This window comes from Pseudomonas sp. PMCC200344, from assembly GCF_030053095.1.
Taxonomy (GTDB): Bacteria; Pseudomonadota; Gammaproteobacteria; order Pseudomonadales; family Pseudomonadaceae; genus Aquipseudomonas; species Aquipseudomonas svalbardensis.
Genome location: NZ_CP125618.1, coordinates 4,515,770 through 4,531,567, shown reverse-complemented (window position 1 = coordinate 4,531,567; position 15,798 = coordinate 4,515,770). Strand labels below are relative to the sequence as shown.

6 protein-coding genes, 4 rRNA genes and 4 pseudogenes are annotated in these 15,798 nt (G+C 57.7%); 12 read left to right on the top strand and 2 right to left on the bottom strand.

Annotated features, from left to right (window positions below; all coding sequences use genetic code 11):
* Window positions 1-217 precede the first annotated feature (217 nt).
* The 4 genes from QFW87_RS20700 (at window position 218) to rrf (QFW87_RS20685) (ending at window position 5,452) form a co-directional block, all read left to right on the top strand.
* Window positions 218-1,756, top strand: a 16S ribosomal RNA gene (locus tag QFW87_RS20700).
* 299 nt (window positions 1,757-2,055) lie between these two features.
* Window positions 2,056-4,947 (top strand): 23S ribosomal RNA (locus QFW87_RS20695).
* A 167-nt stretch (window positions 4,948-5,114) separates the two neighbouring features.
* Window positions 5,115-5,230: ribosomal RNA gene (rrf, locus tag QFW87_RS20690) — 5S ribosomal RNA — on the top strand.
* Window positions 5,231-5,336: 106 nt separating this feature from the next.
* Window positions 5,337-5,452, top strand: a 5S ribosomal RNA gene (gene rrf / locus QFW87_RS20685).
* The 16S, 23S and 5S rRNA genes sit together here, the layout of an rRNA operon.
* A gap of 164 nt (window positions 5,453-5,616) precedes the next feature.
* Here rrf (QFW87_RS20685) and QFW87_RS20680 read toward each other — a convergent pair.
* Window positions 5,617-5,823, bottom strand: coding sequence for a hypothetical protein (locus tag QFW87_RS20680; RefSeq protein WP_349294116.1), 207 nt, complete (start codon window positions 5,821-5,823; stop codon window positions 5,617-5,619).
* Between the two features lie 206 nt (window positions 5,824-6,029).
* Here QFW87_RS20680 and mrdA point away from each other — a divergent pair, with 206 nt between their 5' ends.
* Complete coding sequence (gene mrdA, locus QFW87_RS20675; protein ID WP_283188742.1) at window positions 6,030-7,922, top strand: penicillin-binding protein 2; 1,893 nt, start codon at window positions 6,030-6,032, stop codon at window positions 7,920-7,922.
* 12 nt (window positions 7,923-7,934) lie between these two features.
* Here mrdA and QFW87_RS20670 read toward each other — a convergent pair.
* Window positions 7,935-8,080: pseudogene (locus tag QFW87_RS20670) on the bottom strand (LysR family transcriptional regulator); the annotation flags it as partial.
* Here QFW87_RS20670 and QFW87_RS20665 point away from each other — a divergent pair.
* From QFW87_RS20665 to QFW87_RS20635, 7 genes and pseudogenes are all read left to right on the top strand, one after another.
* A pseudogene (locus QFW87_RS20665) lies at window positions 8,079-8,422 on the top strand (MFS transporter); the annotation flags it as partial. The pseudogenes QFW87_RS20670 and QFW87_RS20665 sit on opposite strands and share 2 nt — an antisense overlap.
* Window positions 8,416-9,266, top strand: a pseudogene (locus QFW87_RS20660) (hydantoinase/carbamoylase family amidase); the annotation flags it as partial. The pseudogenes QFW87_RS20665 and QFW87_RS20660, both read left to right, overlap by 7 nt.
* 153 nt (window positions 9,267-9,419) lie before the next feature.
* A pseudogene (locus tag QFW87_RS20655) lies at window positions 9,420-9,934 on the top strand (hypothetical protein); the annotation flags it as partial.
* A gap of 201 nt (window positions 9,935-10,135) precedes the next feature.
* Window positions 10,136-12,040, top strand: coding sequence for a sigma-54-dependent Fis family transcriptional regulator (locus QFW87_RS20650; RefSeq protein ID WP_283181085.1), 1,905 nt, complete (start codon window positions 10,136-10,138; stop codon window positions 12,038-12,040).
* On the top strand, window positions 12,040-13,758 hold the full coding sequence (locus QFW87_RS20645) for an ABC transporter ATP-binding protein (RefSeq protein ID WP_283181084.1): 1,719 nt from the start codon (window positions 12,040-12,042) through the stop codon (window positions 13,756-13,758). The genes QFW87_RS20650 and QFW87_RS20645 overlap by 1 nt, the downstream gene beginning before the upstream one ends.
* Window positions 13,748-14,425, top strand: coding sequence for a S8 family serine peptidase (locus QFW87_RS20640; RefSeq protein WP_283188741.1), 678 nt, complete (start codon window positions 13,748-13,750; stop codon window positions 14,423-14,425). The genes QFW87_RS20645 and QFW87_RS20640 overlap by 11 nt, the downstream gene beginning before the upstream one ends.
* The gene (locus tag QFW87_RS20635) at window positions 14,422-15,711 is read left to right on the top strand and encodes an FAD-dependent monooxygenase (RefSeq protein WP_283181082.1); all 1,290 of its coding nucleotides are present in this window, start codon (window positions 14,422-14,424) and stop codon (window positions 15,709-15,711) included. Before QFW87_RS20640 ends, QFW87_RS20635 begins: the two co-directional genes overlap by 4 nt.
* Window positions 15,712-15,798: the final 87 nt, after the last annotated feature.

The window sequence follows — 15,798 nt, the reverse complement described above, 5'->3', positions numbered from 1 at the left end:
AACAGAGGCTGCTGTAGAATGCGCGCCTCGGTTGAGACGAAAGATCTTAACCAACCGCTCTTTAACAACTGAATCAAGCAATTCGTGTGGGTGCTTGTGGAGTCAGACTGATAGTCAACAAGATTATCAGCATCACAAGTTACTCCGCGAGAAATCAAAGATGTAACCAACGATTGCTGAGCCAAGTTTAGGGTTTCTTAAAAACCCAAAGATGTTTGAACTGAAGAGTTTGATCATGGCTCAGATTGAACGCTGGCGGCAGGCCTAACACATGCAAGTCGAGCGGCAGCACGGGTACTTGTACCTGGTGGCGAGCGGCGGACGGGTGAGTAATGCCTAGGAATCTGCCTGGTAGTGGGGGATAACGCTCGGAAACGGACGCTAATACCGCATACGTCCTACGGGAGAAAGCAGGGGACCTTCGGGCCTTGCGCTATCAGATGAGCCTAGGTCGGATTAGCTAGTTGGTGAGGTAATGGCTCACCAAGGCGACGATCCGTAACTGGTCTGAGAGGATGATCAGTCACACTGGAACTGAGACACGGTCCAGACTCCTACGGGAGGCAGCAGTGGGGAATATTGGACAATGGGCGAAAGCCTGATCCAGCCATGCCGCGTGTGTGAAGAAGGTCTTCGGATTGTAAAGCACTTTAAGTTGGGAGGAAGGGCATTTACCTAATACGTAAGTGTTTTGACGTTACCGACAGAATAAGCACCGGCTAACTCTGTGCCAGCAGCCGCGGTAATACAGAGGGTGCAAGCGTTAATCGGAATTACTGGGCGTAAAGCGCGCGTAGGTGGTTTGTTAAGTTGGATGTGAAATCCCCGGGCTCAACCTGGGAACTGCATTCAAAACTGACAAGCTAGAGTATGGTAGAGGGTGGTGGAATTTCCTGTGTAGCGGTGAAATGCGTAGATATAGGAAGGAACACCAGTGGCGAAGGCGACCACCTGGACTGATACTGACACTGAGGTGCGAAAGCGTGGGGAGCAAACAGGATTAGATACCCTGGTAGTCCACGCCGTAAACGATGTCAACTAGCCGTTGGGAGCCTTGAGCTCTTAGTGGCGCAGCTAACGCATTAAGTTGACCGCCTGGGGAGTACGGCCGCAAGGTTAAAACTCAAATGAATTGACGGGGGCCCGCACAAGCGGTGGAGCATGTGGTTTAATTCGAAGCAACGCGAAGAACCTTACCAGGCCTTGACATCCAATGAACTTTCCAGAGATGGATGGGTGCCTTCGGGAACATTGAGACAGGTGCTGCATGGCTGTCGTCAGCTCGTGTCGTGAGATGTTGGGTTAAGTCCCGTAACGAGCGCAACCCTTGTCCTTAGTTACCAGCACGTAATGGTGGGCACTCTAAGGAGACTGCCGGTGACAAACCGGAGGAAGGTGGGGATGACGTCAAGTCATCATGGCCCTTACGGCCTGGGCTACACACGTGCTACAATGGTCGGTACAGAGGGTTGCCAAGCCGCGAGGTGGAGCTAATCCCAGAAAACCGATCGTAGTCCGGATCGCAGTCTGCAACTCGACTGCGTGAAGTCGGAATCGCTAGTAATCGCGAATCAGAATGTCGCGGTGAATACGTTCCCGGGCCTTGTACACACCGCCCGTCACACCATGGGAGTGGGTTGCACCAGAAGTAGCTAGTCTAACCTTCGGGAGGACGGTTACCACGGTGTGATTCATGACTGGGGTGAAGTCGTAACAAGGTAGCCGTAGGGGAACCTGCGGCTGGATCACCTCCTTAATCGACGACATCAGCTGCTCCATAAGTTCCCACACGAATTGCTTGATTCACTGTAGAGGCGATAGACATCCATAAGGTTGTCTTTTTCGTTAGAGTTTAAAAATGAATATTCCATTGTGAATATTGATTTCTAATCTTTGATTAGATCGTTCTTTAAAAATTTGGGTATGTGATAGAAAGATAGACTGAACGTTACTTTCACTGGTAACGGCTCAGGCTAAGGTAAAATTTGTGAGTTAAATTGCGAATTTTCGGCGAATGTCGTCTTCACAGTATAACCAGATTGCTTGGGGTTATATGGTCAAGTGAAGAAGCGCATACGGTGGATGCCTTGGCAGTCAGAGGCGATGAAAGACGTGGTAGCCTGCGAAAAGCTTCGGGGAGTCGGCAAACAGACTTTGATCCGGAGATGTCTGAATGGGGGAACCCAGCCATCATAAGATGGTTATCTTAAGCTGAATACATAGGCTTAAGAGGCGAACCAGGGGAACTGAAACATCTAAGTACCCTGAGGAAAAGAAATCAACCGAGATTCCCTTAGTAGTGGCGAGCGAACGGGGACTAGCCCTTAAGTGGCTTTGAGATTAGCGGAACGCTCTGGAAAGTGCGGCCATAGTGGGTGATAGCCCTGTACGCGAAAATCTCTTGGCCATGAAATCGAGTAGGACGGAGCACGAGAAACTTTGTCTGAATATGGGGGGACCATCCTCCAAGGCTAAATACTACTGACTGACCGATAGTGAACTAGTACCGTGAGGGAAAGGCGAAAAGAACCCCGGAGAGGGGAGTGAAATAGATCCTGAAACCGTATGCGTACAAGCAGTGGGAGCCCACTTTGTTGGGTGACTGCGTACCTTTTGTATAATGGGTCAGCGACTTATTTTCAGTGGCGAGCTTAACCGAATAGGGGAGGCGTAGCGAAAGCGAGTCTTAATAGGGCGTCTAGTCGCTGGGAATAGACCCGAAACCGGGCGATCTATCCATGGGCAGGTTGAAGGTTGGGTAACACTAACTGGAGGACCGAACCGACTACCGTTGAAAAGTTAGCGGATGACCTGTGGATCGGAGTGAAAGGCTAATCAAGCTCGGAGATAGCTGGTTCTCCTCGAAAGCTATTTAGGTAGCGCCTCATGTATCACTGTAGGGGGTAGAGCACTGTTTCGGCTAGGGGGTCATCCCGACTTACCAAACCGATGCAAACTCCGAATACCTACAAGTGCCGAGCATGGGAGACACACGGCGGGTGCTAACGTCCGTCGTGAAAAGGGAAACAACCCAGACCGTCAGCTAAGGTCCCAAAGTTATGGTTAAGTGGGAAACGATGTGGGAAGGCTTAGACAGCTAGGAGGTTGGCTTAGAAGCAGCCACCCTTTAAAGAAAGCGTAATAGCTCACTAGTCGAGTCGGCCTGCGCGGAAGATGTAACGGGGCTCAAACCATACACCGAAGCTACGGGTATCACTTAGGTGATGCGGTAGAGGAGCGTTCTGTAAGCCTGTGAAGGTGAGTTGAGAAGCTTGCTGGAGGTATCAGAAGTGCGAATGCTGACATGAGTAACGACAATGGGTGTGAAAAACACCCACGCCGAAAGACCAAGGTTTCCTGCGCAACGTTAATCGACGCAGGGTTAGTCGGTCCCTAAGGCGAGGCTGAAAAGCGTAGTCGATGGAAAACAGGTTAATATTCCTGTACTTCTGGTTATTGCGATGGAGGGACGGAGAAGGCTAGGCCAGCTTGGCGTTGGTTGTCCAAGTTTAAGGTGGTAGGCTGGAATCTTAGGTAAATCCGGGATTCTAAGGCCGAGAGCTGATGACGAGTTACCCTTTGGGTGACGAAGTGGTTGATGCCATGCTTCCAAGAAAAGCTTCTAAGCTTCAGGTAACCAGGAACCGTACCCCAAACCGACACAGGTGGTTGGGTAGAGAATACCAAGGCGCTTGAGAGAACTCGGGTGAAGGAACTAGGCAAAATGGCACCGTAACTTCGGGAGAAGGTGCGCCGGTGAGGGTGAAGCATTTACTGCGTAAGCCCATGCCGGTCGAAGATACCAGGCCGCTGCGACTGTTTATTAAAAACACAGCACTCTGCAAACACGAAAGTGGACGTATAGGGTGTGACGCCTGCCCGGTGCCGGAAGGTTAATTGATGGGGTTAGCTAACGCGAAGCTCTTGATCGAAGCCCCGGTAAACGGCGGCCGTAACTATAACGGTCCTAAGGTAGCGAAATTCCTTGTCGGGTAAGTTCCGACCTGCACGAATGGCGTAACGATGGCGGCGCTGTCTCCACCCGAGACTCAGTGAAATTGAAATCGCTGTGAAGATGCAGTGTATCCGCGGCTAGACGGAAAGACCCCGTGAACCTTTACTATAGCTTTGCACTGGACTTTGAATTTGCTTGTGTAGGATAGGTGGGAGGCTTTGAAGCGTGGACGCCAGTTCGCGTGGAGCCAACCTTGAAATACCACCCTGGCAACTTTGAGGTTCTAACTCAGGTCCGTTATCCGGATCGAGGACAGTGTATGGTGGGTAGTTTGACTGGGGCGGTCTCCTCCTAAAGAGTAACGGAGGAGTACGAAGGTGCGCTCAGACCGGTCGGAAATCGGTCGTAGAGTATAAAGGCAAAAGCGCGCTTGACTGCGAGACAGACACGTCGAGCAGGTACGAAAGTAGGTCTTAGTGATCCGGTGGTTCTGTATGGAAGGGCCATCGCTCAACGGATAAAAGGTACTCCGGGGATAACAGGCTGATACCGCCCAAGAGTTCATATCGACGGCGGTGTTTGGCACCTCGATGTCGGCTCATCACATCCTGGGGCTGAAGCCGGTCCCAAGGGTATGGCTGTTCGCCATTTAAAGTGGTACGCGAGCTGGGTTTAGAACGTCGTGAGACAGTTCGGTCCCTATCTGCCGTGGACGTTTGAGATTTGAGAGGGGCTGCTCCTAGTACGAGAGGACCGGAGTGGACGAACCTCTGGTGTTCCGGTTGTCACGCCAGTGGCATTGCCGGGTAGCTATGTTCGGAATAGATAACCGCTGAAAGCATCTAAGCGGGAAACTAGCCTCAAGATGAGATCTCACTGGGACCTTGAGTCCCCTGAAGGGCCGTCGAAGACTACGACGTTGATAGGTTGGGTGTGTAAGCGCTGTGAGGCGTTGAGCTAACCAATACTAATTGCCCGTGAGGCTTGACCATATAACACCCAAGCAATTTGCAGGCTTCGAGCTAAAAAGCGAAAGAGCACCAGATTGCGGTGTGTGAAGACGACACAAGTCGAAAATTCGCAACGCAACACACAAATCTATCACCTGCCCATTCGCTGGAGCGTGATCCGCAAGGAGAACGACCTGGCTACCGAATTTCTTGACGACCATAGAGCATTGGAACCACCTGATCCCATCCCGAACTCAGTAGTGAAACGATGCATCGCCGATGGTAGTGTGGGGTTTCCCCATGTGAGAGTAGGTCATCGTCAAGATTGAATTCCGAAACCCCTATCTGCGTATGCAGGTAGGGGTTTTGTTTTAGTAGAAGTCACCCATTTTGCTGGCACGTTGCGCTGTAACGGGCTGGTCACAGAATTTCTTGACGACCATAGAGCATTGGAACCACCTGATCCCATCCCGAACTCAGTAGTGAAACGATGCATCGCCGATGGTAGTGTGGGGTTTCCCCATGTGAGAGTAGGTCATCGTCAAGATTGAATTCCGAAACCCCTGTCTGCTCACGCAGACAGGGGTTTTGTCGTTCTGGGCTCGCTAAACGCTCAGAAAAACGCCATCGCCAAACCACTACAGTGTTCCCACAGAAACGACAAAGCCAGCCCCCGAATTCAGGCGTCGGCTTTGTTGGCATGACGAGTGATTAGAACTGGTAGCTCACTGTCGCGGCGACATTCCGTTCTTCGCCCAAGTAGCAGAAGTTCAGGCTGGCACAGGAGGCCACGTAGGACTCATTCGTCAGGTTGTTCGCATTCAGGCGAACATCCAGCCCTTCAACCGAAGGCCGGTCTTCGGCAATCCGCAGCCGCTGCCCATCGCTGGACCAATCGTTATCCAGCGGCAGTTCCAACCCAATGGAAAATCAATATCAATCTTGAGAAAAATGCACGAGCCATAAAAAAACCGACCGTCGATTTAGTCTTTAAGGACAACCGTTAGAGGAAATCGCACAAAAGTGACCGCACGGTTTTTGGTATGGTGCAGCTCGTTTTTTAACGGACTGATTTCAAGCCTACGGATTGGCGCCCCTTTTACAGTCAAAGAGCTGCTGCAGAAATGCCCCAACCGATACCGATCAAGGACCACGAAAAAGAGACACGCCTGGTCAACAAAAGACTGATGGCATGCGCCCTGTTCGTTGTCGCCATTACCTGTGCGCTGGTCGTGCGCATGTATGTCCTGCAGGTGGTCGAATTTGACTATCACTCGACGATCTCCGAAAACAACCGCGTCCACGTCCTGCCGATCACCCCCACCCGCGGATTGATCTATGACCGCAACGGCGTAGTTCTGGCGGATAACCGGCCCAGCTTTAACCTGACCATCACCCGCGAACGCGCCTCCGATGTCAAAGAGGAACTGGATGAGGTGGTCAGCCTCCTGCACTTGCCGACCGAAGACCGCTCGTTGTTTGACAAGGCGATGAAGCAGGCGCGCCATCCATTCGTGCCGGTCACCTTGTTCTACGAGCTCAGCGAAGAACAGATCGCCGTGTTGGCGGTCAACGAGTTCCGTCTGCCTGGGATCGACGTAGAGCCACAATTCGTTCGTCACTACCCGATGGGTGCGCACTTTGCGCATTCGATCGGCTACGTCGGCCGCATCAACGAGAAAGAGTCCAAAGCTCTGGACACGGTGGAATACCGTGGCACTCAATCTATCGGCAAGACCGGCATCGAAAAATTCTACGAGTCGCAGTTGCATGGCCAAGTGGGTTACGAAGAAGTCGAAACCAACGCTCAGGGCCGGGTCCTGCGAGTGCTCAAGCACACCGATCCAATTCCAGGCAAAAACATCGTACTGAGCCTCGACGTCAAACTTCAGGAAGCCGCCGAGGAAGCCTTGGGCGATCGTCGCGGTTCGGTGGTTGCTCTCGATCCATCGACCGGCGAAGTACTCGCGATGGTCAGCAAGCCGAGTTTCGACCCGAACCTGTTCGTCACCGGAATCAGCTTCAAGGAATACGCGGCACTACACGACTCTATCGACCGACCTCTGTTCAACCGCGTACTGCGCGGCCTGTACGCACCGGGTTCGACCATCAAGCCGGAAGTGGCCATTGCCGGCCTCGACGCCGGAGTCGTTACCCCGCAGACCCGCGTCTTCGACCCCGGTTATTACCAACTCCCGGACTTCGATCACAAATACCGTAACTGGAACCACAGCGGCGATGGCTGGGTGGACATGGACGCGGCGATCATGCGCTCCAACGACACCTATTTCTACGACCTGGCCCACAAGCTGGGCATCGACCGACTGCATGACTACATGGCCATGTTCGGCCTCGGCGAGAAAGTCTCGCTGGACATGTTCGAAGAGTCTGCCGGTTTGATGCCATCGCAAGCCTGGAAGCGTGCCTCGCGCCGTCAGGCATGGTTCCCGGGTGAGACCGTGATCCTCGGCATCGGCCAGGGTTCCATGCAGGTCACGCCTCTGCAGCTGGCCCAGGCCACTGCACTGATCGCCAACAAAGGTGTCTGGAATCGGCCGCACCTGGCCAAGACCATAGACGGTGTTGCGCCAGTGGATGAGCATCCAATGCCAAACATCCTGTTGAAAGACCCGCGTGACTGGGAGCAGGTCAACCACGGCATGCAAATGGTCATGCACGACGCTCGCGGGATTGCACGGGCGGCAGCGGCGGGCGCTCAGTACCGTATCGCGGGCAAGAGTGGTACCGCGCAAGTGGTGGCGATCAAGCAGGGCGAACGTTACAACCGGGCGAAAACCCTGGAGCGTAACCGCGACAACGCCTTGTTCGTCGGTTTTGCCCCGGCCGAACATCCGAAAATTGTCATCTCGGTGATGATCGAAAACGGCGAGGCCGGCGGTCGAGTCGCAGGTCCTGTGGTGCGGCAGATCATGGACGCCTGGCTACTCGATCAGGACGGTCACTTGAAGCCGCAATACGCCACACCTAGCAAAGCACCGGGTGATCCTCACGTCTAAGCGATCAAGGCTTCACAGCACAGGCTCACGAATACTGAGCATGTGCTGGAAGCTTTCGAGGAACACGGTTTCGGCCTGACTCATCTTCTGCTCGCGATTCCACAGCCTGAACAGATCAAGCGATAAATCTCTTCGAAACTCGTCGATGAAGCGACGAGCCCCGCTGGTTTGCTGCTCGCGTTGATCGCCTTTCGTCTGGTCACCTCCCTTGAGCCAGAGGACTTCCTCGCCTGGGGCTGGCGTCTACCGTTTCTCGCCAGTGGTGTGTTGATGATGGTCGGTCTGATGATCCGTTCCGGTGTCCACGAGTCGCCGGAGTTCGCCAAGCCCGGGACAACAACGAGACGTCCAAGTACCCGGTGAAGGACGTGATCCGCACCTGCTGGCGGCAGATCCTGTTTGCCGCCGCCGCGGTGACCATCGGTTCGGCCGGGTTCTTCTTTACCAACACCTTCATGATCACCTACGTCACCCAGTACCAGGGCATCGCGCGGACCTCGGCATCCAGACCCGCAAACCACTGGAAGTGGCGGTCTGGACCAACGAAGAAGGGGCACGCTTCACCCCGGCGATGTTCGGCTCGGCGGTGTTCACCGGGATCATACAACTGGACGCACCGGTTACGCCGGCGACCGCCCGTTTGGCGGCGCGGTGGATGCGTACTTTGAAGCGCACATCGAACAAGGTCCGATCCTCGAAGACAACGCCAAATGCATCGGCGTGGTCAGCGGTGGCCAGGCGATTAGCTGGCTCGACGTGCGGGTCGAAGGCATGGCTGCCCACGCCGGTACTACGCCGATGCCGCTGCGCAAAGACGCCCTGTATGGCGTGGCGCGGATGATCCAGGCCATCGAAAGTCTGGCCACCGATTTCGCGCCGGAAGGGCTGACCACTGTCGGTGAGTTGAGCATCAACAAGTCCTCGCGCAACACCATTCCGGGGCTGGTGAATTTCACCGTCGACCTGCGTCATCACCGCGACGAAGCGATTGAGGCCATGGAGCAGCAAGTCCGCGAGCGGCTTCAGGCGATTGCCGATAGCCGAGGCTTGAACTTGACGATTTCGCCTCACTGGATCAGCCCGGCAACACCGTTCGATGCCGATTGCGTGGCGGCCGTGCAGCAGGCGGTGGACGCGCTGGGCTACGCTCAGCAATCGATTGTCAGCGGTGCCGGGCATGATGCAATTCATCTGGCGCGGTACTGCCCGACGGCCTTGGTGTTCATTCCTTGCGTCGGCGGCTTGAGCCATAACGAAGCCGAAGACGTGTTGCCCGAAGACGTGCGTCAGGGCACTGATGTGCTGCTCAACGCTGTGCTGGCCCGTGCCCGAAGAGCTGCATAAACGCAATCCCTGTAGGAGCGAGGCTTGCCCGCGAAGGCGTCAGCACATTCAACATCGATGTTGACTGACACACCGCCTTCGCGGGCAAGCCTCGCTTCTACAGAAGGACGTACCCGGTTTCAAGATCTAGGTTAACTGACAGGTATTCATCCCATGCGCAGTTTTTTCCACCCCGAACAATTGCTTCACCACCCACGCAGTTGTTACTCCCGTGGGCAGATGCGCACACCGCAGGAAGTACCCGAGCGCGCTCAGCGGTTGGTCCAGGCGTCGCACTCGCTGGGCTTTTAAGTCGAGCAACCGGTCGATGCCGGGCTCGATCCGCTGCTGGCGGTCCACGGCGCGCCGTACCTGACGTTTCTGCAGGAAGCGCATCAGCGCTGGAAGGAGATCCCCGAGGATTGGGGCGACGAGGTGATGTCGAACATCTTCGTCCGCTAGCCCAATGCCTTGCGCGGGATTCTCGCCCAGGCCGCCCGCTATCTGGTTGGCCTATTGGTCGGCGCAAAGCGCGATCGCTGGCGCCCAAGCCTTGCTCGACGGCGAGCCGGCGGCTTACGCCTTGTGCCGTCATGGCATTGGCGGCGGTGAAAGACTTCGGCGCCGAGGTGCTGGTGCTGTCCCTGGGGTTCGATATTTTCGAGCTGGATCCGCAGAGCAAAGTGGCCCCGTCGGGCTTCGAAGCAACCCTAAAATCAGCGACCGCATGTCTTCAGAAGCACTACGTTTGTCGGTTTACGACTGCTGCGCAGCCGAACGGGGGCAAGCCCCCTCGCCACAGGACTTGCCATCGCCCTGACGTTAACGTAAAGATTGCGGCAGGGCGCTGATCTTAAAAAAGCGCAGGGCGGACCGATCCGGAGCGCTTGATGACGCTAATAAAAACAACTCCTCCCAAACTTCACCGTGAAGCCCGGCTGGCCCGGGAAAAACTCCATCTCGAGGGCGAAGTCCCGGATGGCGTGTTGCGGGCGGAAATCGATGCGTCGTGGCGGCGTAGCCTCAGCCATGGCGTGCATTTCAATGCCAAGCACGAGCTGGCGCTGGAATCGAGCGCGAGCCTTGACGTGCTGTTGGCGAGCAATCGGCTGCTGATCGACGCGGCGTTGCCGGCCATCGATTACCTGGCTGAACGTCAGGGCAAGGAAGGACTGATCATCCTCGCCAATTCCGACGCCACCATCCTCGCTGTCGAAGGACGCGCCGATCGCCTCAAGGGCAGCGGCCTGCAAGACATCACCCTCGGCGCCTGCTGGAGCGAAGCCGCTCGCGGCACCAACGCGCTGGGCACCGCACTGGTGGAAGCCCGGCCGACGATGATCGATTGCGGCGAACATTACCTCGATCGCCTGACCGATTTCTCTTGCACCTCGGTGCCGATCTATTGCCCGCAGGGCGACATCCTTGGCGTACTCGACCTGACGCGCGAAGGCCCGCTGGGCCGCGTTCACGACAGCACCGCGTTGCTGGCCATGGCTGTCAGCCAGATCGAAAGCCGGGTGTTCAACGCCAGTTATCCGGACGAGATCGTCCTGGCCTTCCACAGCCGTCGGCAGTACCTCGAATCCCCTTGGCAAGGCCTGTTGGCGGTGAGCCTTGGCGGGCAGATTCTCGCGGTTAGCGCCCAGGCCTGTCAGTTGCTCCACGCCGAACGCTCGGCGCTGGTCGGTCGACGCTGTGAAGAGTTTCTGGGCGTCGATGGCCTGAAACTTCTGTCGCGTCTGCATCAGGGCGGAGTCGGCAGTTTGCAAACGGCTAAAGGCGAGTTCTTCTACAAAACCCTGCGTGCGCCGCAGCGTTCAATCAATGTCAGCACGCCGCCGCGCAGCACAGCGAAAACCGCCAAAGCACAACCGGATCTCGAATCCCTGGCCGGCAGCAATGTCCGTTATGCCCGAGCCTTGCGTATGGCCCGTCAAGGCCTGGCCAATGAGCTGCCGGTGTTGCTGCTGGGCGAAACCGGCACCGGTAAGGAAGTCATCGCCCGCGCCCTGCACATGGCAGGCACCCGCTGCGATAAACCCTTCGTCGCGGTGAACTGCGCGGCAATCCCCGAAGGCTTGATCGAGTCGGAATTGTTCGGTTACCGCGAAGGCGCGTTCACCGGCTCCCGCCGCGGTGGCATGATCGGTCGTCTGCAACAGGCCCATGGCGGCACCTTGTTTCTCGATGAAATCGGCGATATGCCGCTGGCCTTGCAGGCCCGTCTGTTGCGGGTGTTGCAGGACCGTAAAGTGGCACCGTTGGGCGCCGGTGAAGAGCAAGACATCGACGTTGCATTGATCTGCGCCACGCACCGCGACCTCAAGCGACTGGTCGAAGAAAAACACTTCCGCGAGGACCTGTTCTACCGCGTCAACGGTATCAGCGTGATGCTCCCGGCGTTGCGCGAGCGTGAGGATTTCAGCGGTCTGGTCGCTCGCCTGCTGGCCAAACTGGATGCGCCGAAGATGGTCCTGCATGACGATTTGAACCGCTTGCTCAGCGGCTATCACTGGCCGGGCAACATCCGCCAACTGGAAATGGTTTTACGCACGGCGCTGGCCATGCGCGAGCCGGGGGACACCGTACTCACCCTCGACCACTTGCCCGACAGCATGCTCGACGAGTTGAGCGCCAGCGAACGTCCTCAGGCCGGCAGCATTCGCGAGAATGAACTGGAGCTGATTCGCCAGTCCCTGGACACTCACCAGGGCAACGTCTCGGCCGCCGCCGACGCCTTGGGCATCAGCCGCGCGACCCTGTATCGCAAGCTCAAACAGTTGCGCTCGTGATGCAGCGCTTGATCGTTCGGCTGATCGACAGCCAGAACCCCGAAGCCCTGCAAGCGGCGTTGCGCTGGCTCTACAGCTTCGTGCGACCCCATCGTCTGGCGATTGCCGGGCTGCTCGGGTTATCGGTCTGCGCCTCGTTGCTGGTGTTGGTGCAGCCTTGGCTGACCAAGCTGCTGATCGACGATGGCCTGCTGGCGCGCAACTTTCCGATGCTGGTGCTGATCGCCGGGCTGATGATCGTGGCCGGGCTGCTCGGAACGGGGTTGTCGGGATTAAACCGTTACCTGCACACGCGGCTGTCCGGGCGGATTCTGTTCGCCCTGCGCGATGACCTTTATCGGCATTTGCAAACACTCTCGCCGAGTTTTTACGGACAGCGCCGAATCGGTGACTTGATGTCACGCCTCGATGGCGACGTCGCAGAGATCCAGCGCTTTGCCGTGGACTCCTTGTTCTCCGCGGTGTCGAGTGTGATCGGTCTGGTCTGCGCCGTGGCGATGCTGCTGACCCTGTCGTGGAAACTCTCGTTGCTGGCGCTGGTGCTGATACCCCTCGACGTGCTCTGGTTGCGCTGGATGCGACGCAAGGTCGAACGGGATGTGCGGCAATTGCGCGAGCGCTCGGCGGACATGTCCTCGTTCATGGTCGAGACCTTGCCGGTGATGAAGTTCATCCAGTCTGCCGGACAGCAACAGCGTGAATCGCGGCGTCTGGAGACGTTGGGTCAAGGCTATATGAGCCAGTTGCTGCGCCTGCAAGTCACCGAGTTTTTCACTCAGGCGGTGCCGGGCACACTGACTTCTCTGTCCCGTGCTTGCGCGTTCCTGATCGGCGGATATTGGGTGGTGCAGGGGACCTGGCAACTGGGCGCGCTGATCGCGTTTTCCACCTACCTGGGCATGGCCGTCGGACCGGTACAGAGCCTGCTCGGGCTCTATGTCGCGGTCCAACGAATGACCGTCAGCCTCGGGCGCGTGATGGAATTGCGCGGCGAAGAGCCGACCGTTCTCACACCCGTCACGCCGCAGCCGATGCCGACTTCCGGCGAACTGCGTTTCGACAACGTGCACTTCAGCCATCCCGGTCGCCCGACGACCCTGCGCGGCATCCAAGCGCAAATTCCCTACGGTTTGAAAGTCGCCCTGAGCGGCGGCTCCGGGGTCGGCAAATCGACCCTGATCGACCTGCTGCAACGGCACCACGATCCGCAGTCGGGTCGGGTGTTGCTGGGGGAGGTCGATCTGCGCGAACTGGACCTGTTCCAGCTGCGTCGGCGGATTGCGGTGGTCAGTCAGGACATCGTGCTGTTTCGCGGCAGCCTCGCCGACAACCTCGCCTACGCGGTGCCGGACGCCAGCCGTGAAGCGATTGCCGAAGTCGCACGGCTGGCGCAACTCGACAGCCTGATCGAGTCGTTGCCCGAAGGCCTCGACAGCCCGTTGGGCGAACGCGGTCAGCAGTTGTCCGGCGGGCAGAAACAGCGCATCGCCATCGCCCGGGCGCTGTTGCAGGATCCGTTGATTCTGGTGCTGGACGAAGCGACTTCGGCGGTGGATGAAGCCACCGAACGTGAAGTCATTGAAGCCATCGATCGACTGTTTGCCGGGCGTACGCGGATCCTCATCAGCCACCGTCCTTCAACCTTGGCCGATGCCGATTTGCGCTTTGAATTGCTCGACGGCGTACTCACTTCAAAAACGGTGCTGCATGAAGCCTGAGCTGCGGATTGGCGTGGTGGACAGCGGTCACTCGGCGGCGCAGCGGGTGCAAGTGGTCGCCGGGCGGCGCTTCTCGTTGCTGGCGGATGGATTGGCCGAAAGCGACTTGCGCGACGATCCTCTGGGCCACGGCAGTGCGGTGGTCGAGGCCATCGGTCGGCGGGCGCCTTCGGCGGTATTTTGCATAGCTCAGGTGTTCGACCAGCGTGGGGTCACCAGCGCCTTGCAGATCGCCACGGCGATTGACTGGCTGGTGGCGCAGGACGTTCGGCTGATCAATTTGAGCCTTGGTCTGCGTCAGGATCGCAGCCTGTTGCGTGAAGCCTGTGCCGCGGCGGTGGCGCGAGGTGTTTTGCTCTGTGCGTCCAGCCCGGCGCAGGGCGAGGGCGTGTTTCCGGCGAATTATCCACAGGTGCTGCGAGTCACTGGCGATGCACGTTGCGCCGAACAGGAATGGTCGTGGCTCAACAGTGCTCAGGCGGACTTCGCCGCGTGTGTGCATGGAACCTATCCGGGGCAGTCTGGCGCCAGTCTCGGCTGTGCAGCGTTGAGCGGGCACATTGCGGGTTTTTTGGTTGCACATCCCGAGGCGAGCAACGAACACGTCATTGAGTGGCTGCGGGAGAATGCCCGTTATCGCGGCCCTGAACGGCGCTTCGGACCATGATTTTGATTCTTGGCGCAGGGCCAGCGGGCGCGGCGGTTGCCTTGGGTTTGCGTCGGCTCGGTTATCCCGTGACGCTGGTTAGCGAATGGCGGCGGTTTGCGGCGTTGGAAGGCGTTTCCATTCGGGTGCTGGAGGCCTTGCGTGGCGCGGGGCTTCATCAGGCACTGGCGCATGCAGCGCTGCCGTCGCAAAGACAGGTGTCATGGAACGGTCAGCAACATGCGCAGAACATCGAATTTTTACTGGATCGCCCGAGCTTTGATCGAGGCTTGCGCGAAGATCTGCGCCTGGCTGGCGTTGAGCTGATCGAAGGCCGAGTGCTGACGGTGCAGTCATCGGTTTCGGGGCATAGGATCGAGGTCGAAGGGCGCGAGGCGCTGCTGGCGGATTTTCTGGTTGAGGCGCGTGGGCGTCAGGCACCGGCACTGGGCAAAGGCCTGCGCGGGCCGGAGACGGTCAGCCTGCTCAACCGCTGGCAAGGCACGCCAGGCAACACCGCCAGCGCCGTGGAAAGCCTTGAGGACGGCTGGGCCTGGATGGCCCGGCGAGCCGACGGTCAGTGTTACTGGCAATGGACGGTGGACGTGGCCAGTGCTGAATTGCCGGGCAAGGCGATGTTGCTCGACTACTGTCGTGAGCGACGTCAGGGTTCGGCGTTGGCGCGGGCGTTTTTCGGTATCGAGCCTGAGATCGACCTACAGCTGCATGCCCGCAGCAGCACCGCGATTTTGTGCCCGCAGGTGTGTGGCGATCACTGGATTCGGGTCGGCGATGCGGCGATGGCGGTGGATCCGCTGTCGGGCAACGGGATCTTTCAGTCCTTGTCCTCGGCGTTACAGGCGCCGACGGTGATCAACACGTTGTTGCGTAAACCCGAGCGAGCGGCGCTGACTCAGCGCTTTCATCAGCAACGGGTGGAGCAGTTGTTTTTGCGTTTTGCGCGGATCGGGCGGGATTTTTATGCCGATGAGCAGCGTTGGTTGGATCAACCTTTTTGGCAGACGCGGCGGCAGTGGCCGGATGCTGAAGTGGCGCATGCCGAGGCGGATTTTTCCTCGTTGAGAATCGAGCGCGCGCCGGTGTTGAAAGAGGGTTTTGTGGATGAGGCCGAGGTGGTGATCACGGCGGATCAGCCGCTGGGGATCTGGCATGTGCAAGGGGTTGAGTTGGCGCCGTTGGTGCGGCGGTTGGGCAGTGAGCCTGCGGATCAGGTTTTGGCGGGGTTGACGGTGGAGCAGGGACGGGTGATCAGGAGTTGGTTGTTGGCTCAGGGGTTCAAACCCTGATTTGTAGTGACCGGTCTGGCCTCTTCGCGAGCAGGCTCGCTCCCACAGTAGTTGTGCGTCGATTACAAATCCCCCTGTGGGAGCGAG